This is a genomic window from Lutibacter sp., assembly GCF_033723435.1.
Lineage (GTDB): Bacteria > Bacteroidota > Bacteroidia > Flavobacteriales > Flavobacteriaceae > Lutibacter.
On sequence record NZ_JAWVXC010000004.1, the window covers coordinates 271254 to 290347 of the forward strand.

The 19094-nt window shown below is 29.0% G+C and carries 20 protein-coding genes; 15 read left to right on the forward strand and 5 right to left on the reverse strand.

Translation table 11 applies throughout. The features are described from left to right. Window positions 1-17: 17 nt before the first annotated feature. Genes nadD through R3342_RS08530 form a run of 3 tightly spaced genes read right to left on the reverse strand, consistent with a single transcriptional unit; the run spans window position 18 to window position 2041 of the window. The gene (gene nadD / locus R3342_RS08520; protein WP_318939600.1) at window positions 18-596 is read right to left on the reverse strand and encodes a nicotinate (nicotinamide) nucleotide adenylyltransferase; all 579 of its coding nucleotides are present in this window, start codon (window positions 594-596) and stop codon (window positions 18-20) included. After that, window positions 593-1168: a guanylate kinase gene (gene gmk / locus R3342_RS08525; RefSeq protein ID WP_318939601.1), complete on the reverse strand. Its 576-nt coding sequence runs from the start codon at window positions 1166-1168 to the stop codon at window positions 593-595. Before gmk ends, nadD begins: the two co-directional genes overlap by 4 nt. Window positions 1169-1183: 15 nt before the next feature. Continuing rightward, window positions 1184-2041 carry a YicC/YloC family endoribonuclease gene (locus R3342_RS08530; RefSeq protein ID WP_318939602.1) on the reverse strand — a complete coding sequence of 286 codons (858 nt, stop codon included), beginning with the start codon at window positions 2039-2041 and terminating at the stop codon, window positions 1184-1186. Between the two features lie 182 nt (window positions 2042-2223). Between R3342_RS08530 and R3342_RS08535 the strand changes: the two genes are divergently transcribed. After that, window positions 2224-3201, forward strand: coding sequence for a glycosyltransferase family 9 protein (locus R3342_RS08535; protein ID WP_413468705.1), 978 nt, complete (start codon window positions 2224-2226; stop codon window positions 3199-3201). Window positions 3202-3240: 39 nt separating this feature from the next. After that, a complete protein-coding gene (upp, locus tag R3342_RS08540) occupies window positions 3241-3891 on the forward strand; it encodes a uracil phosphoribosyltransferase (protein WP_318939604.1) in 651 nt (216 codons plus the stop codon). On the opposite strand, the gene R3342_RS08545 is transcribed toward upp, so the two are convergent. Continuing rightward, the gene (locus tag R3342_RS08545; RefSeq protein WP_318939605.1) at window positions 3886-4809 is read right to left on the reverse strand and encodes a DUF6427 family protein; all 924 of its coding nucleotides are present in this window, start codon (window positions 4807-4809) and stop codon (window positions 3886-3888) included. The two genes, upp and R3342_RS08545, sit on opposite strands and share 6 nt — an antisense overlap. A 40-nt stretch (window positions 4810-4849) precedes the next feature. On the opposite strand from R3342_RS08545, the gene R3342_RS08550 reads away from it, so the two are divergent. The 13 genes from R3342_RS08550 (at window position 4850) to R3342_RS08610 (ending at window position 18628) form a co-directional block, all read left to right on the forward strand. Beyond that, window positions 4850-5047, forward strand: coding sequence for a DUF6341 family protein (locus R3342_RS08550; RefSeq protein WP_318939606.1), 198 nt, complete (start codon window positions 4850-4852; stop codon window positions 5045-5047). Window positions 5048-5087: 40 nt separating this feature from the next. Next, entirely contained in the window at window positions 5088-5759 is a 672-nt protein-coding gene (gene trmB / locus R3342_RS08555; RefSeq protein WP_318939607.1) for a tRNA (guanosine(46)-N7)-methyltransferase TrmB, read from the forward strand. An 18-nt stretch (window positions 5760-5777) separates the two neighbouring features. Continuing rightward, window positions 5778-6113 carry an MGMT family protein gene (locus R3342_RS08560; RefSeq protein WP_318939608.1) on the forward strand — a complete coding sequence of 112 codons (336 nt, stop codon included), beginning with the start codon at window positions 5778-5780 and terminating at the stop codon, window positions 6111-6113. Window positions 6114-6231: 118 nt separating this feature from the next. Next, a complete protein-coding gene (locus tag R3342_RS08565; RefSeq protein WP_318939609.1) occupies window positions 6232-7356 on the forward strand; it encodes an Mrp/NBP35 family ATP-binding protein in 1125 nt (374 codons plus the stop codon). Window positions 7357-7362: 6 nt separating this feature from the next. Next, the gene (locus R3342_RS08570; RefSeq protein WP_318939610.1) at window positions 7363-7611 is read left to right on the forward strand and encodes a NifU family protein; all 249 of its coding nucleotides are present in this window, start codon (window positions 7363-7365) and stop codon (window positions 7609-7611) included. 281 nt (window positions 7612-7892) lie between these two features. Then, on the forward strand, window positions 7893-9053 hold the full coding sequence (locus R3342_RS08575) for a homogentisate 1,2-dioxygenase (protein WP_318939611.1): 1161 nt from the start codon (window positions 7893-7895) through the stop codon (window positions 9051-9053). 12 nt (window positions 9054-9065) lie between these two features. Continuing rightward, a complete protein-coding gene (gene hppD, locus R3342_RS08580; RefSeq protein WP_318939612.1) occupies window positions 9066-10223 on the forward strand; it encodes a 4-hydroxyphenylpyruvate dioxygenase in 1158 nt (385 codons plus the stop codon). Window positions 10224-10336: 113 nt separating this feature from the next. Continuing rightward, a complete protein-coding gene (locus tag R3342_RS08585) occupies window positions 10337-11137 on the forward strand; it encodes a DUF3108 domain-containing protein (RefSeq protein WP_318939613.1) in 801 nt (266 codons plus the stop codon). Window positions 11138-11192: 55 nt separating this feature from the next. Continuing rightward, on the forward strand, window positions 11193-12416 hold the full coding sequence (locus R3342_RS08590; protein ID WP_318939614.1) for a peptidoglycan DD-metalloendopeptidase family protein: 1224 nt from the start codon (window positions 11193-11195) through the stop codon (window positions 12414-12416). Window positions 12417-12440: 24 nt separating this feature from the next. Next, the gene (gene pgi, locus R3342_RS08595) at window positions 12441-14009 is read left to right on the forward strand and encodes a glucose-6-phosphate isomerase (protein WP_318939615.1); all 1569 of its coding nucleotides are present in this window, start codon (window positions 12441-12443) and stop codon (window positions 14007-14009) included. 212 nt (window positions 14010-14221) lie between these two features. Continuing rightward, a complete protein-coding gene (locus R3342_RS08600; RefSeq protein WP_318939616.1) occupies window positions 14222-16768 on the forward strand; it encodes a TonB-dependent receptor in 2547 nt (848 codons plus the stop codon). A gap of 17 nt (window positions 16769-16785) precedes the next feature. Further along, entirely contained in the window at window positions 16786-17898 is a 1113-nt protein-coding gene (locus R3342_RS08605) for a hypothetical protein (protein WP_318939617.1), read from the forward strand. A 379-nt stretch (window positions 17899-18277) separates the two neighbouring features. Then, window positions 18278-18628: a helix-turn-helix transcriptional regulator gene (locus tag R3342_RS08610; RefSeq protein ID WP_318939618.1), complete on the forward strand. Its 351-nt coding sequence runs from the start codon at window positions 18278-18280 to the stop codon at window positions 18626-18628. A 111-nt stretch (window positions 18629-18739) separates the two neighbouring features. Here R3342_RS08610 and R3342_RS08615 read toward each other — a convergent pair. After that, the coding region (locus R3342_RS08615) for a T9SS type A sorting domain-containing protein (protein WP_318939619.1) at window positions 18740-19094 on the reverse strand (355 nt) is incomplete at its 5' end.

Sequence of the window (19094 nt, forward strand, 5' to 3'; positions counted from 1 at the left end):
GAAAAATTTCGATTTGCTTATTTATAAAAATTCATTTCATCTATATAATTCCAAACTTTTAATGGTAGCATTGTACTTATATCTTTATGTTCATGAATTGCTTTTCTTATAAATGTTGAAGAAATTTGAATAATTGGAGCTGGAACAAAATGTATATTTGGATGATTTTTAAAATCTTCTTTTATAGGTTTTGAATTTACACGTGGATACACATATAAATGATAATTTTTAAGAATAGTTTCGTAATTTTTCCACTTATGAAAACTTTGCAAATTATCTTCTCCCATAATTAAATTAAAATTAATTTCAGGATATTTTTCCTCTAAATGAATTAGCGTATTTATGGTGTAATTTGGCTGAGGCAACTTAAATTCAATAGTAGATGTTTTTAATTTTGGATAGTCTTCTACCGCTACATTTGCAATTGCTAATCTATGGTGGTTGCTAAGTAATGTTTCTTTTTGTTTAAATGGGCTTAATGGTGTTATTACAAGCCAAATTTCATCTAAATCAGAAAATTCGGCCATATAATTTGCAATTATCATATGTCCAACATGTATTGGATTAAACGTGCCAAAAAATAAACCTACATTCATTTATTTAAAAAATTGTTTACCAAATTATATGCATTTTTCTTAGCTATTTCTAATTCATCATTAACTAAAATCACATCAAAATCCGCTGCAAATTTTAGTTCTTTTTCTGCTTTTAAAACCCGTTCTTTTATTTTTTCTTCGCTATCGGTTTTTCTATTTCTTAATCTTCGTTCCATTTCTGTAATAGATGGTGGTTGTACAAAAATAGCTAATGTTTGATCTGGATATTGTGATTTTATATTTAAACCTCCTTTTACATCAATATCAAAAATTACATTTTTTCCTAAAGCCCAAATTCGTTCAATTTCTTTTTTTAACGTTCCATAAAAATTATCGGAATAAACTTCTTCCCATTCCACAAAATCGTTATTTTTTATATGCTTTTGAAATTCTTTTAAAGAAATAAAATAATAATCTTTTCCATGAATTTCTTTACCTCTTTTATCTCGAGAAGTTGCTGAAATAGAAAAATCTAAATTCAACTCTTTAAATTGTAATAAATGATGTACAATGGTAGTTTTCCCTGAACCTGATGGCGCTGAAAACACAATAAGTTTACCTGTTTTTTTCATTAACACATCGAATTTTTATAAAACATTAAGACTCTGTTCTTTTATTTTTTCAAGCTCATCTTTCATTTGAACTACTAAATTTTGCATTGCCGCAAAGTTAGATTTTGATCCCATAGTATTAATTTCTCTTCCCATTTCTTGCGTAATAAAAGCTAACTTTTTTCCATTAGAAATATCACTATTTAGTTCCTTTTTAAAATAATCTAAATGGTTTTTTAAACGAACTTTTTCTTCAGTTATATCTAGTTTTTCAATATAATAAATTAGTTCTTGCTCAAATCTATTTTGGTCTATTTTCGTTTCCAATTCAGAAATAGATTTTTGTAAACGTTCTCTAACTTGTGCAATACGCTGCGGATCAATTTCAATTATTTTATCTAATATTTTTTCAATGTTTTCAATGCGCAATTCAAAATCATTTAATAGCGCTTTACCTTCATCTTTTCTATATAAAATAATTTTATCTGTAGTTTCATTAATGGTTTTCTCAATTTGTTTCCATTCTTCTTCATCTAATTCTTCCCTCTCTGTTTTTAAAGAATCTGGTAAACGAACAGCCATTTTAAGCAACTCTATTTCATTAGAATCTACAATTTTTTTCAATTGATTCATATACTCTTTTACTACATTTTCATTTACTTTTGAATGCACTTCGCCTCCATTATTTTCAATATAAATTGAAAAATCTATTTTTCCTCTAATTAATTTTGACGCTATTTTTTTACGAACATCCAACTCTTTTTCTCTATAATAAGATGGCATTCTAACACTTACATCTAAATTTTTACTATTTAATGATTTTAATTCAATTGAAATTTTTTTTGTGGGAAGTTGTAATACGGTTTTCCCGTATCCAGTCATTGATTGTATCATGTATTCTAAAATTTAGACAAATTTACATAAATTTAATTTTGAATATTTTTTAAGCGAAGATTAAATTTTTTTTGTACTTCAACTTATGGTATTTTTGTTTAATAATTTAACATTTATACTTTCTTTTGGATAAAAACGCCCATATTTTAGTAATCCGTTTATCTGCTTTAGGAGATGTGGCAATGACAGTACCCGTAATAAGAGCTTTTATAAAACAACATCCATCTGTAAAAATAACTGTACTTTCAAAACCTTTTTTAAAACCTTTGTTTGCTGATTTAGAGAATGTTACTTTTTATACTGCTGATGTAAAAGGAAAACATAAAGGCTTTGCAGGGATTTATAAGTTATTTAAAGAACTTAAGTCACAAAATTTTACGGAAATTGCAGATTTACACAATGTGCTTAGGTCTATTATTTTACGAACTTTTTTTAAATTATCGTTTGTAAAAACTGCATATATTAACAAAGGAAGAGCCGAAAAAAAAGCTTTAACTCGTTCAAAAAACAAAATTTTCAAACAACTTAAAACTTCTCATGAACGTTATGCTGATGTTTTTAGAAATTTAGGTTATAAACTAAACTTATCAAACCCAACATTTCCTGCTAAACAAAATTTAGTTTCAGAAATTATAGAACTAACAGGAATAAAAAAACAACCTTGGGTTGGTATTGCTCCATTTGCTCAATATCAATCTAAAATGTATCCATTATCATTAATGAAAAAGGTAATTGAAGAATTATCTAAAAATACCTCCTATAAAATATTATTATTTGGTGGTGGAAAAAAAGAAGTTGTGTTATTAAATGAAATTTCAACTAATAACAAAAACACCATTAATATAGCAGGAAACCTTTCGCTAGAAAAAGAACTAGCTTTAATTTCAAACCTTGATGTTATGTTGAGTATGGATTCTGGAAACGCGCATTTTGCAGCTATGTTAGGTGTAAAAACCATTACTCTTTGGGGAGTTACACATCCTTTTGCGGGATTTGCTCCATTTAACCAACCATCAACAAATTGTCTACTTCCCAATCTAAAAAAATATCCAAACATTCCTTGTTCTATTTATGGAAATAAAGTTTTCGAAGGATATGAAAATGTTATGGAAAGTATTACTCCGAAAAAAGTTGTAAATAAAATAATAGAACTAGTATAAAAAAGATTTAAGTGTTATTTTTGCAATAAATTTTAAGGTATGAAAGTTACTATTTTAGATTCCGAAAGTTCTGTTTTAAATAAATTTATTGGTGAAATCAGAGATGTAACCATTCAAAAAGATACCATGCGATTTAGAAGAAACATTGAACGTATTGGTGAAATTACAGCTTATGAACTTAGTAAAACCTTAGAATTTAATTCGGAAAATGTAGCTACTCCATTAGGAACAAAAAAAGTTCAAACGCCTCAAAAAGATATTGTTATTTGCTCTATTTTAAGAGCTGGATTACCTTTACATAACGGAATTTTAAATTATTTTGACGATGCCGAAAATGCATTTATCTCAGCCTACAGAAAATATATTAATGAAAATGAATTTGAAATAAAAGTTGAATATTTCGCATCTCCAGATTTAACCAATAAAGTTTTAATACTTGCAGATCCAATGCTGGCTACAGGAAGATCATTGGCTAGTGTTTACGAAGGATTAAAACAAAATGGCACTCCAAAAGAAATTCATATTGCTTGTGTTATTGCTTCTACAGAAGGTATTGATTATATAAAAAATTACTTCCCTGAAAACACAAAATTATGGGTAGCTACTGTAGACGATAAATTAAATGAACACGGATATATTGTGCCTGGGCTAGGTGATGCCGGAGATTTAGCTTTTGGAAAAAAATTATAACAAATAAACACTTATTGAAAGTGCCAAAAACATAAACAGCAATACATTTCTAAGTAATTTTGACTTTAATTTAGGAATAAAATTTCCTAAAATAATTGCAGTAGGGAAAATTAAAAATAGCACTTCCGAACCATTTTTTACCATTGCCAATCCAACAACAACTAAAGAAACTATTAAATGATTTAATAGTAAAATCCATGTTTGTTTTAATCTATTATTTATCAAAATAATATTTGGCGTAACCCTAATTATGGACCAAATAAGTATAAAACCGAACAAAATTATTGGCAATAAATATTTTACTACGCTGTAATTATTAAAATCTAAATTAAAGTTAAAATTGAACTTTTGATAAAAACCTGGCAATTCATTTAAATATAAACAATACGTAAAATACAAAAAAACAGGCATTATAAAACCTATAATTGGTATGAAAAAATTTCTAATAGAAACTTTTTTGTATAAAATAATTCCAACATAAATAAGCACAAAAAACAAAAAACTCCAAAAATAAATTAGCGATGCAATTCCTATCCAAAAAGCAGCATCAAACAACTTTATTTTAGTATTTAAATTGCTAGATAAACTATAAATTTTACGAAATGCCAACAGCAAAAAAATATTAGACAATAATAAATTGGTTGAAAATAAACTCTCATAGAAAGTTCCTAAAAAAATTACACCAATTAATAATCCATATAAATTATCTAAGGTTAATTTGTTTTTAGAAATGATAAAATTAAACACCAACAACCATAAAACATATAAACAAAACAAAAACAATCTGTTAGCTAATAATTTTACAGAAATATTAGTTGTGTAAATATAAAATGTTGCAAAAAAGAAGTAAATAAATAGTAAACTAATTATTAAAATAACTCCTGCTGGTTTTGATTTCTTAAAAAAATTTGCAATCATTACTATATTTTTTACTTTTGCCTGTAAATATAATTAAGATATGATTGCAAACAATATTTTTAGAGCTATTGGTAACTTTTTTACAAATGTTGTCTTTCGTCCATATGATATGATTCGTTTTATGCATAACTGGTGGGCACAAAATACATTTAGCTTTATACTTATAATAATTGCCTTTATCGGTTTATTTTATTGGTTAAACGAATTAAAAAAGTACGAAAAATTGGGTGGCGAATAATTTTTTGCTCTTATAATCTTTATTTTTAATCACACTATTTGTGGGAAGCAAAAACAAACTTAAAAGATTTCGTGAAAACGAAACTTTTAGCAATGTCATTCAACCAACTCGATCTGAAGTTCTTGAAAATTTCAACTTAAAAGGAAAATGGCATTCTTTTTTTAAAAATAATAATCCTATTATTTTAGAACTTGGCTGCGGAAAAGGAGAATATACTATTGCTTTAGCACGTAAAAATCCTAATGTAAATTATATTGGAATTGACATCAAAGGAGCTCGTTTTTGGAGGGGTGCTAAAACAGCTTTAGAAGAAAATTTAACCAATGTTTGTTTTTTAAGAACTCAAATAGAACTTATTGATTTTTTATTTTCTAAAAACGAAGTAAGTGAAATTTGGATTACTTTTCCAGATCCTCAAATAAAATATAAAAGAACCAAACACAGATTAACTAATTCTGATTTTTTAAAAAAATATCATACAATTTTAAAGCCTGAAGGTGTAGTTCATTTAAAAACAGACAGTGAATTTATGCACGGTTATACTTTAGGATTATTACACGGTGAAGGTCATGAAATTTTATATGCACATCATGATATTTACAAAAACTATGTTTCGCCCACTGAAGTTACAGAAACTCAAACTTTTTATGAAAGTCAGTATTTAGAAACAGGAAAACCTATAACTTATATAAAATTTAAAATTCGTTATTAATTTTTTTATTTTTAACGAATGGAAAACAACCCACCAAATTTTTTTGATCGCGTTTACGCTGTTGCAAAACAAATTCCTTACGGAAGAGTTACAAGTTATGGTGCAATTGCTACTTATTTAGGCACTGCAAAATCTGCCAGAATGGTAGGTTGGGCAATGAATGCTTCGCACGGAAATGATGAAATTCCAGCTCATAGAGTTGTAAATAGAAAAGGATTGCTGACCGGAAAACATCATTTTGATGGAACCAATTTAATGCAACAATTACTAGAAAGTGAAGGTATTATTGTGATTAAAAATCAAATCCAAAATTTTGAAAAGGTATTTTGGAATCCTTCTAATGAATTAAAGTAAATACTTCATTTTCAAAAAATAAAATGTAACAATAGCCACATTTCTTTTTAGTACATATCTTTTTAATCCAATAGAACTTCTGTATATTTGTTGTTTAGAATCATTTTATATAACAACTATGGCAATTAATAAAAAAGACATATCAAAAGCACTTGAAACCATTACTGCTCCTGGAGAAGGTAAAAACTTAATAGAGAGCGGTGCGGTAAAAAATATTGTTACTTTTGATAAAGAAGTAATTGTGGATGTAACCATAAGTAATCCATCCTTACAAGCAAAAAAGAAAATGGAAGTAGAAATCATGAAAGTAATTCATGATTTGGTTGACCAAAAAGCAGATGTAAAAGTAAACGTACAAGCAATTGTTCCTGTAAAACCAGTAAACACTATTGAAAACAAGTTACCAGGTGTGCAAAATATTATTGCAGTTGCTTCAGGTAAAGGTGGTGTAGGAAAATCTACCATTACTGCAAACTTGGCAATTTCTTTACAAAAAATGGGGTTCAAAGTTGGCATTTTAGATGCTGATGTTTACGGACCTTCTATTCACTTAATGTTTGATGTTGCAAATGCTCGTCCATTATCGGTAACTGTTGATGGACAATCTAAAATGCAACCTATTGAAAGCTATGGAGTTAAAATATTATCTCTTGGTTTTTTTACAGGTGCAAATCAAGCTGTAATTTGGCGAGGAGCAATGGCTTCAAAAGCATTAAATCAAATGATTTTTGATGCAAATTGGGGAGAATTAGACTTTTTATTAATTGATTTACCTCCAGGAACAGGTGATATTCATTTGTCTATCGTACAATCCGTTGCTGTTACCGGAGCCGTAATTGTTAGTACTCCGCAAAATATTGCTTTAGCAGATGCTAAAAAAGGAGTTGCAATGTTTGCTCAAGCAGATATTAATGTTCCTGTTTTAGGAATAGTTGAAAACATGAGTTATTTTACTCCTGAAGAGTTACCAAACAACAAATACTATATTTTTGGCAAAGATGGAGCAAAAAACTTGGCAAACGATTCTGAAACAGCATTTTTAGGCGAAGTTCCATTAGTACAAAGTATTAGAGAAGCTGGTGATGTTGGTCATCCTGTAGCCTTGCAAGATAACACTCCACTAGAAAATGCTTTTTCTGATATCACAAAAAATATGCTTACTGAATTGGTAAAAAGAAATAAAAATTTACCTCCAACAGAAGTGGTTAGAATTTCAACCATGAGTGGGTGTAGCACAAACTAATAAATCATGAATAAAGAAGAATTGAAAATTAACGTTGAGCAAGCTTTACAAGAAATTAGACCATTTCTAGAAGCAGATGGTGGTAATATTTCTTTAATTGACATAACTAATGATACCGTTAGCGTTCAGCTAGAGGGAAATTGTATTGGTTGTTCAGTAAATCAAATGACTCTAAAAAATGGAGTTGAAGCTACTATTAAAAAGCATGCACCTCAAATTAAACGAGTTATTGAAGTTAATGGAATTTCTTTTTAATTTATTTATATAATTTTTTTAAAGAAGAGCACATAACGTGCTCTTTTTTATTGCTTTAATCTTAAAAAATATACTATATTTGTAGTGTATGAAAAATCCTTGGACAGAATTATTATTACTACTTAAATTCTTAATCAAGAGAGATCCTGAATGAATTAGCTATTTTTTGAAGTAAATTTTACTATTTACCTATAATTAACTAATTGCATAAATCAACCTTAACACTTTTTTAAGTTGATTTTATCGAATAAAATTTATATTACTAACTAATTCAATAACCTATGCCTAGATATTATACCTTAGGTAAAATTCCACCTAAACGTCATACTACTTTTGAAAAACCTAATGGTGGATTATACCAAGAAGAACTTTTTGGAACTGCAGGTTTTGTAGGAATGTCTTCCTTAATTTATCATATAAATCCTCCTACAGTAGTTTCTGAAATAAAACAACTTAAAAACGTTACTCCAAAAATTGCCGTAGAAAAAAATATGAAAGCTTTAAGTTTTAAAGGATTTTCTTTAAAACCCGAAATGGATTATTTAGAAAGCCGAAAAACCGTTTTTGTGAATAATGATTTACATATTGGGTTAGCGGCACCAAAAGAATTTTCGGCTACTTATTTTTACAAAAATGCTGATGCCGATGAAATGCTATTTATTCATAAAGGAAGCGGGACTTTAAAAACCATGTATGGAAACATTCCTTTTAAATATGGAGATTATTTAATAATTCCACGAGGAACTATTTATCAAATTGATTTTAAAACAGATGAAAATAGAATTCTTTATGTAGAATCTTTTAGCCCAATAGTAACTCCTAAACGTTATAGAAATAACTTTGGGCAACTATTAGAAAATGCACCTTTTTGCGAACGCGATTTTAAATTACCTACCAATTTAGAAACACATGATGAAAAAGGAAATTTTAAAATAAAAATTAAAAAACAAGGAATTCTTTGGGAATACACTTATAAAAATCATCCTTTTGATGTAGTTGGATGGGATGGATTTAATTACCCTTATGCATTTTCTATTCATGATTTTGAACCAATAACAGGTAGAATTCATATGCCTCCACCAATTCATCAAACATGGGAAGCAAACGGATTCGTAGTTTGCTCTTTCGTGCCAAGAATGTACGATTATCATCCAAAATCTATCCCTGCTCCTTACCATCACAGCAATATAGATTCTGAAGAAATTTTATATTATGTTGATGGCGATTTTATGAGTAGAAATAATATTGAAAAAGGACAAATCACCTTGCATCCAGGTGGAATCCCTCACGGACCACATCCTGGAGCAATTGAAAGAAGTATTGGTAAAAAATTTACAGAAGAATTAGCTGTTATGATTGACCCTTTCCATCCTGTTATGATTACAGAAGAAGCCTTAAAACTTGAAGTAGATGATTATTACAAATCATGGATTATTGACTAAAAAACACACAAAATGACAAAACTAAAAAACATACAAAATTTTGATTATGGCTTAGAGAAAATTTTCTCTGAAGCTGAAGATTTTCTTCCTTTATTAGGAACAGATTACGTAGAATTATACGTTGGAAATGCAAAACAAGCTGCCTTATATTACAAAACTGCTTTCGGATTTCAATCTTTGGCTTATGCAGGATTAGAAACTGGAATGAAAGACCGAACAAGCTATGTTTTAGTACAGGATAAAATTCGTTTAGTTTTAACTACTCCAATGCCAAACTCCTCAAATAAAGAAATTTTTGAACATATTGAAAAACATGGCGACGGAGTAAAAGTAGTTGCTCTTTGGGTTGAAGATGCAACTAAAGCTTGGGAAGAAACTACAAAAAGAGGTGCAAAATCTTTTTTAGAGCCAACTAAAGAAAGTGATGAAAACGGAGAAATTATTCGTTCTGGAATTCACACGTATGGAGATACCGTTCATATTTTTGTTGAACGAAAAAACTACAATGGATTGTTTTTACCTAAATTCGAAAAATGGGAATCTAAATACAATCCAACAGATGTAGGTTTACGCTATATTGATCATATGGTTGGTAATGTGGGATGGAATGAAATGAATGTTTGGTCCAAATTTTATAATAAAACCATGGGGTTTGCCAACTTAATTACATTTGATGATAAAGATATTTCTACACAATATACTGCTTTAATGAGTAAAGTGATGACTAATGGAAATGGTAGAGTTAAATTTCCAATAAATGAACCTGCGGAAGGCTTAAAAAAATCACAAATTGAAGAGTATCTAGAATTTAATAATGGTCCAGGAGTTCAACACATCGCAGTTGCTACTAATAACATTTTAGAAACTGTAAAAGCAATGACCGAAAGAGGTGTTGAATTCTTATACGTTCCTGGTTCTTATTACGATACTGTTTTAGATAGGGTTGGTGAAATTGATGAAAATTTAGCAGAATTAAAAGATTTAGGTATTTTAGTAGATAGAGATGATGAAGGCTATTTATTACAAATATTTACAAAACCTGTTTCAGACAGACCTACTCTTTTCTTCGAAATAATTCAACGAAAAGGAGCACAATCGTTTGGAAAAGGAAATTTTAAAGCTCTTTTTGAGTCTATTGAAGCAGAACAAGAACGACGAGGAACCTTATAATTTACTAGCCAATAGTATAATTTTAATAAAAGCTTAACTACGTTTGTTAAGCTTTTATTATTTTTGGCTTAATAATTGTAATTTACGCAAAAGTAAACTACTAATTAAAATGTATGATAAAAAAGCTACCTTACATCCTGTTCTTTTTCTCGATATTTATATTTAGCCAAACAAAACCAGCCCCAATGCCTTCTAATGAACTAGCTTTTAAAGATGGGGAGTGGCTTCGGTTTAAAATGAGTTATAGTAATTTTTTTAATGCAGGTTTTTCAACCATAGAAGTTAAAGAAATAACTTACAAGAAAAAAGAAGCATTTCATATTATTGGCAAAGGAAAATCTACTGGCTTAGTTGGCTTATTTTTTAAAGTTAGGGATAACTATCAAAGTTATATGTATAAAAAATCCCTAAAACCCTTTTTGTTTATCCGAAAAATTAACGAAGGAGGTTACACAAAAAATAAAGAAATAACTTTTGATCATGACTCAAAAGAAGCTATTGTAAAAAATTACAAACACAACACAGTAAAAAAATATCCAATAAGTGACGATATACAAGATATGCTTTCTGCATTGTATTATTTAAGAAATAAAAATTTAAGCAATTTAAGAATTGGTAATGAAATTGAAATCAAATTATTTTTTGATCAAGAAATAAATAATTTTAAACTTCGATTTTTAGGAAAAGAAATAATACGAACAAAGTTTGGCAAAGTAAAAGCATTAAAATTTAGACCTATAGTACAAAAAGGGAGAGTTTTTAAAGCTGAAGAAAGTGTAACTGTTTGGGTAACCGATGACGAAAATAAAATTCCGATTAAAATAAAAGCAGCGCTTGCTGTTGGCTCATTACGAGCAGATTTAGACTCCTTTAAAGGTTTAGCACATCCTTTTAACATAATTTTTGACAATTAAATTGTATTTTTGCCACTTGATTTTATTTTAAGAATTAATTTGTAAAAAAACTCTTTTGAAAAAAATAATTATTTTCCTTTTAATTGGCTTATTAACTGCATGTAAAAACGAAAAACCAAAGGTGGTAAAAACGCCTGTAAAGCCTAAAACAGTTTATGAATACGGCTTTAATTTAAATAATTATAAAGTCATACATGACACTATAAAATCTGGAGAAAATTTTAGTGAAATTTTAGACAGAAACCATGTTGAATATCCTAAAGTACTTGAAATTGTAAATAAAATTAGAGACACTTTTAATGTTCGAAAAATAAAAAGTGGAACACCTTATACAATTTTAGCTTCTAAAGATTCACTTGAAAAAGCAGAAGTTTTCATATATAAACCCTCAAAAGTTAGGTACACAGTTGTTAACTTTAAAGATTCTATTATTTCTGCCTATAATGGCAAAAAAAAGGTAAAAACTGTTATAGAAACTGCTTCTGGTATCATTAAAAATTCATTATCCGAAGCTATGGATAAACAAGGATTAAGTTCCTATTTAACCTCAAAAATGGCTGATGATATTTATGCTTGGACTATTGACTTTTCTAGGCTTCAAAAAAATGATAAATTCAAACTAATATATGAGCAACTATATATTAATGATACCATTCCAGTTGGTATTGGGGAAATAAAAGCTGCGTATTTTGAACATAGTGGTGAGCCTTTTTATGCTTTTAAATATTTAGCAGATTCTACTTTAAATATACCTGATTATTTTGATGATAAAGCAACAAATTTAAGACGTCAATTTTTAAAAATGCCCGTAAAATTTAGTAGAATAACATCTCGCTATAATTTACGAAGAAGAATTGCTTATTATGGTAATAAAATTAGACCACATAAAGGAACAGATTTTGCCGCTCCAATTGGCACTCCAATAATGAGTACAGCTAGCGGAACTGTTATTGCAGCTAGTTACACTCGAGGTAATGGTAAATACGTAAAAATTCGTCATAATAGTACTTATAGCACACAATACTTGCATATGAGTAGAAGAGCCGTTAAAGTTGGCCAGGTGGTTAAACAAGGTCAAGTTATAGGTTATATCGGAATGACAGGTAATACCTCTGGCCCGCATGTTTGTTATCGTTTTTGGAAAAACGGTAGACAGGTAGATCCTTTAAAACAAAAATTACCTGCGGCAAAACCAATGAAAAAAGAAATCAAACCAAGTTATTATAAATTTATTGAACCTCTAAAAAAACAATTAGACTCAATTAAATACTCTAATTAAAATCAACCTCATTAATCATAAATTATGGCTTTAAAAAATATAAATCCAACCCAAACTAAAGCTTGGAAAAACTTAGAAACTCATTTTAATGAAGTAAAAAATGAGCAACTTAAAGATTTGTTTAGTAAAGATGAAAACAGAAAAAATAAATTTACCATAAACTTTAATGATTTTGAATTCGACTTTTCTAAAAATAGAATAACGGAAGAAAGCATAACAAACTTGTTAGCATTAGCCGAAGAATGCGATTTAAAAAATGCTATAAATGCATATTTTTCAGGCGAAAAAATTAATCAAACTGAAAACAGAGCTGTTTTACATACCGCATTACGTAATCCTACAAATTCTGAAATATTAGTTGATGGCGGTGATATTATGCCTAAAATTAAAGAGACTTTAACCAAAATGAAATCTTTTAGTGAGGAAGTAATTTCAGGAAATTGGAAAGGTTATACAGGAAAATCTATTACTGATATAGTAAATATCGGAATTGGAGGATCAGATTTAGGTCCAGATATGGTTGTTGAGTCTTTAAAATACTACAAAAATCATTTAAACACACATTTTGTATCCAATATTGATGGAGATCATGTACAAGAAATTATCAAAAATTTAAATCCAGAAACTACTTTATTTGTTATCGTTTCAAAAACATTTACAACGCAAGAAACTTTAACTAATGCAACCACAATCAGAAAATGGTTTTTGCAAAATGCATCTGAAAAAGATGTAGCAAAACACTTTGTAGCAGTTTCCACTAATATAGAAGCTGTTAGCAATTTTGGCATTGATAAAGTAAATATTTTTCCAATGTGGAATTGGGTTGGAGGACGATTTTCTTTATGGAGTGCTGTTGGATTATCTATTTGTTTAGCCGTTGGATTTGATAATTTTAACGAGTTACTAATAGGTGCTTATGAAATGGATGAGCATTTTAAAAATGTTCCTTTTAAAGAAAATGCGCCAATAATTGCAAGTTTAATTGGTATTTGGTACACTAATTTTTTTAATGCCGAAACCGAAGTTATATTGCCATATACACAATACTTAAACAAATTACCAGCATATTTACAACAGGCAATTATGGAAAGTAACGGAAAAAGCGTAGATAGAAATGGTAATAGCGTAAATTACCAAACTGCTAATATTATTTGGGGAAGTACTGGTACCAACGGACAGCATGCTTTTATGCAATTAATTCATCAAGGAACAAAATTAATTCCTGCTGATTTTATAGGATTCAAACAACCTTTGTACGGAAATAAAGAGCATCATCAAAAATTAATGGCAAACTTTTTTGCTCAAACTCAGGCTTTAGCTGAAGGAAAAACAAAACAAGAAGTTCATTTAGATTTAAAAATTCAAGGAAATTTAGATGACATTAACCAATTATTACCTTTTAAAGTTTTTGAAGGAAACAAACCAAGTACAACAATTTTAATAGAAAAATTAACTCCAAAAACACTTGGAAGCTTAATTGCTTTTTATGAACATAAAATATTTGTACAAGGCATAATTTGGAATATTTTTAGCTTTGATCAGTTTGGAGTGGAGCTAGGTAAAGAATTAGCTAAAAAAATCTACAAAAAGTAATAATTTTCACCTTTTTCAAAGCAACCTAATACTTTTATTAACATCTGTTAATAAAAGTATTATTTTTTAACAAGGTTAACAGCCTGTTTTTTAAAGATTTTTAATACTTTTAGAAGTCTTAATTTTTTGTTAAAAATTAACAATTAATTAAAAAACAAATCAATTAATAATTGCATTTTTGCATAACATTTAATTCAAATTAAAATTACACAATGAGAAATTTAAAAAATTGGTTAGTAGTAGTACTTTTAGTATCTACATCTGTCATTTTTGGTCAAACCAAACTTACTGGAACTATCGTTGATGAAACAAATCAACCTTTACCAGGAGCTTCTGTAGTTCTTAAAGGAGCTACAAGCGGAACTTCATCAGATTTTGATGGGAAATTTACATTTGAAACTAAAGTTTCTAATGGTACAATTGTAGTTTCATTTGTTGGATATGAAACTAAAAATCTTGATTTCAGTGGAAGTAAAGATTTTGGAACAATAACTTTAAAACCTTCTGCTGAATCATTAGATGAAATTGTAATTACACAAACTTCTTTTGCAATTGACAGAAAAACACCAGTAGCTGTATCTACAGTTAAAGCGGATGTTATTGAAAACAAATTAGGATCTCAAGAATTTCCTGAAATTTTAAAATCTACACCAGGGGTTTATGCTACCAAAGAAGGTGGAGGTTTTGGTGATGGTTCATTACAATTAAGAGGTTTTAACTCTGAAAATGTTGCGGTATTAATTAACGGTGTACCTGTTAATGATATGGAAAATGGTAGAGTATACTGGAGCAACTGGGCAGGTTTAAGTGATGTTACTAGTGCTATGCAAGTTCAACGTGGTTTAGGTGCTTCTAAAGTTGCCGTTCCTTCAATTGGTGGTACTGTTAACATTTTATCAAAAACTACGGATGTTGAAAAAGGTGGAAATATATTTACTGCTATTGGTAATGATAATTATCAAAAATATGGAGTTACTTTATCTACTGGATTATTAGATAATGGGTTTGCTGTTACTGCATCTGCATCTAGAACAACTGGAGATGGTTATATTGATGGTACTGAATTTAAAGGTATGAGTTATTTTGTAAACATTTCAAAACAATTATCTGAAAATCATAAAATAGCTATTACTTCTTTTGGAGCTCCACAAAGACACGGACAACGCCAAAATAAAAGCTTAATTTCTACTTATAGAAATGCTGAAAGTGGTTTAAAATTTAACCCAGATTGGGGTATTAAATTTGGTCAAGTAGTTCATGTAGAAGATAACTTCTACCATAAATCACAAACTTCATTAAATGATTACTGGACTATTAGTGATAGATCAAGTTTATCCACTGCATTATATGCTTCTTGGGGAACAGGAGGCGGCGGAGGAACTGCTGGAGACGCTAGTTTATTCCAAGTTAGATTAGGTGGACCTGATCAACCAATAGATTTAGATAATATTGTTGCAATTAACCGTGCTAATGGACCTTTAGGTGCTGTATCTTACTTAAGAGCTTCAAGAAATGACCATAGCTGGTATGGAGCATTATCCACTTTTAAAACAGAGTTAAATGATAATTTAGATTTTACTGTTGGTGTTGATTTAAGAACTTACACAGGACACCACTTCTCACAAGTAACGGATTTATTAGGTGCTGATTACGCACTTGACAACGCAAACGTTAACAATCCAAATGCTGTGTTAAAAGTAGGAGATAAACGTGATTATTATGATGATGGTAAAGTAGGATGGCTAGGAATGTTCACGCAATTAGAATACAATAAAGAAAATTTTAACGCATTTGTTTCTGCAGCAGCTTCTAACACTTCATACCAAAGAATTGATTACTTTAACTATTTAGATAGTGATCCGTTACAAAAAACAGATAAATACAACTTTGGAGGTTACAGTATAAAAGGTGGTGCAAATTACAACTTTACAGCTACACAAAATGTATTTGCTAATATTGGTTACTTTGAAAAAGCTCCAGGTTTTGATGCTGTTTTCTTACAATATGATAATGAGCACATTAATAAAGATGCTGCAAATGAAAAAATATTTAGTATTGAATTAGGTTATGGTTTAAGAGGAGAAAAATTTGCCGCTAATCTTAACATTTACAGAACTGAATGGAATGATAGATCTTTTACTAAATCTTTCCAAGGAGAAACTTTTCCTGGTTCAGGAGTAACTACTAATTATTTTGCTAATTTAACTGGTATTAATGCGCTTCATCAAGGTATTGAATTTGATTTTACATATAAACCAACCACCAAATTTACTGCTACAGGTATGTTATCTTTAGGAGATTGGAAATGGAATAGTAATGTAGAAAATGTTCAGGTTTATGACGAACAACAAAACCCTATTAGAACTTATAATTTATATATTAAAGGTTTAAAAGTTGGTGGTCCTGCACAAACAACAGCTGCTTTAGGTTTTGATTATGAAGTTATGGAAAAAACTCATTTTACTGTAGATTATAACTACTATGCAGATTTATATGCACGTTATACTCCAGATAATAGAACTACTCCTGGAACAGCTCAACCTTGGAAAATGCCTGATTTTGGAACATTTGATGCTAGTATTAGATATGGATTCAAAATTGGAGATTTAGATGCTACTGTTATTGGTAGAATGAATAATGTTTTCAATACTGAATATGTATCTGTTGCTCAAGATGGTTCTAATTCTGATGCACAAACTTCATACGTTTGGTTTGGATATGGAAGAACTTTTAACGTAAGTGCTAAAATTAGATTTTAATTAAAAAATTATTTAAAATGAAAAAATTAACTTATTTATTTGTGGCTATAGGAGCGTATCTTTTTACATCCTGTAACCCTATGGACAATATTTATACGGAAATAGATGCCCAACAAGAAGTAATTACTGGTGATGTAACTTTTACCTTATCAGATGACGATTATGCTGCTTTAGATTTAAACTATGGCAATTTTAATTCTGTAGATGACGCTAAAACAAAGATACCTTCTTTATTAACTGATAAATATCCAGTTTGGGGAAAAGGATCTTTAGCAACAGTATCTTTTAATGTATATGCTCCAAAAAGCACTGAATCAAGTTTAGAAATATACACGGTTACAACTGCCGATTACGATGCTTATCCTGATACAGCTACCTATAATAACTTTGATGATATGAGTCAAGTTTATAGATTATTAAATGATAAATATCCAAATCCAGCAAACAGATTACTGGTTTCTTTAACTTATAAATTTTATAATGGTAGTGTAAATTATTTAAATGATGGTTTCCTTTATTTAAATGGAGAATGGAATTTTATTCAAGGTTTTACCGATGATGAGTATACCGCAATGGGAGAAAGTTATCCAAACTTTTCTAATCAAGATGAGGCAGAAGCAAAAATTCCTATCTTTTTAGCGGATAAATTTAAGTATGACAATAAAAGTGCTGGTGATATTGAAGCTATTATGTATAAATTATACGTAGGTGGTGGAGTTACCGAAAGCTACGTAATGTATTTTACTTATGATGGTTCAAGCTGGTCAAAATATACTAATGAAATAGTAGAAACTGTTAAGTTTGGTCATGATGGAACTACTTGGATTCCTGATAACACTATTAAATATACTTTAGTTGGCGATGATTATGTTTACATAGCGGACCAATTAACAGGTAATGCAGATTTTGATAATGTTAGCCTTACAAACCTTGCCAAATATGGTGATTTTGATTACAACTGGAGTGAAGATCAAATTTTATACGCTTTAGGTGTTTTAGCTGATCATATCAATCCAACTGCAGCTGATGGACAAAAATATATTTTCACTTACTTACTTTATGACAATGGTCTTAATGAGAAAACAATGAGTGTTATTAAAGAAAATGGAGTTTGGGTTTTAAATAACTAAACATCTAAATATATCATATAAAAAAACCTCCCAATTGGGAGGTTTTTTTATAACTAATTTTAAAACTTAAATAATATCATGTTGAACACTATTACCAAAAAAATAAAAGATAATAGTTAAAAGTATTTTGCTAAACACGATAAAAAGTATAATAAGAACGAATGAATACGTATGATGAGTTGTTAATTAAGCTATATAAAAGGCTAAAAATAGAATAGGAACGTGTAAATAAGCAACAAGAAAAGGTAAATTTACAATATACACGTATAAAAACCTTCAATTAGCTGTTAATTACATAAAGTAAACGACTAAAAATTGAATAAGCACGTATAATATTGTAAATTGTACGGTATATTAATAATAAACGGATTTAAATTAGATGATAACTTACAATTTTGACAGGATTTTCAAAGCCAGAGGGATAGAACGTCCTTTCACTTATTTAAGAAAAGCTGGATTTTCTGATAACTTTGCAACAAAAATTAAGAATAACAAGGTATCGAGATTAAATCTCAGAGAAATTGAACGATTATGTATTATTTTGAGATGTACACCAAACGATTTTTATGAGTGGAAACCCGATCAAGACAATCAAGTTGATAAAGACCATCCTATAAACAATATAAAAAAGTCTGACAAAGCTGTTAATTTAACAAAGATACTCCATTCAGTACCTTTAGGAGAGTTAGAGGAAATAGAAAAATTGATTATCGAGAAAATAAAGAAATAAAACAACAGTGCGCAACCTTCATATTCTAAACCGAACCTATAAAATAGTAAACAAAAAAGTAGCTCATTTATCAAAATGAGCTACTAAATATAAATAATAAACTATTATACCTTATTGTTTTATAATTTTTAAGGTAACTGGTTTATCTAAATGTACTTTTGTTATATAAATTCCTGTTGGTTGATTACTTATATCTAAGTTTACTTTACCATAACTTACAGGATAACTCTTTTGAGATATTAATTGAGATTGTATATTGTAAATAGAAATTAATACTTGTTTCTCTGCAATTGGTGTTGAAATTTCAAATACTCCAGTACTTGGATTTGGATATACTATAAAATCATTTAATAAGGTTATAGATTTAGAATAAACGCCTTCACACGATTTTGATGTGGCTACCTCTAGTAAATCTCCGTGTTTTACATCTACAGAAAATACAGAAGAATTGGTATCTAATACTTCG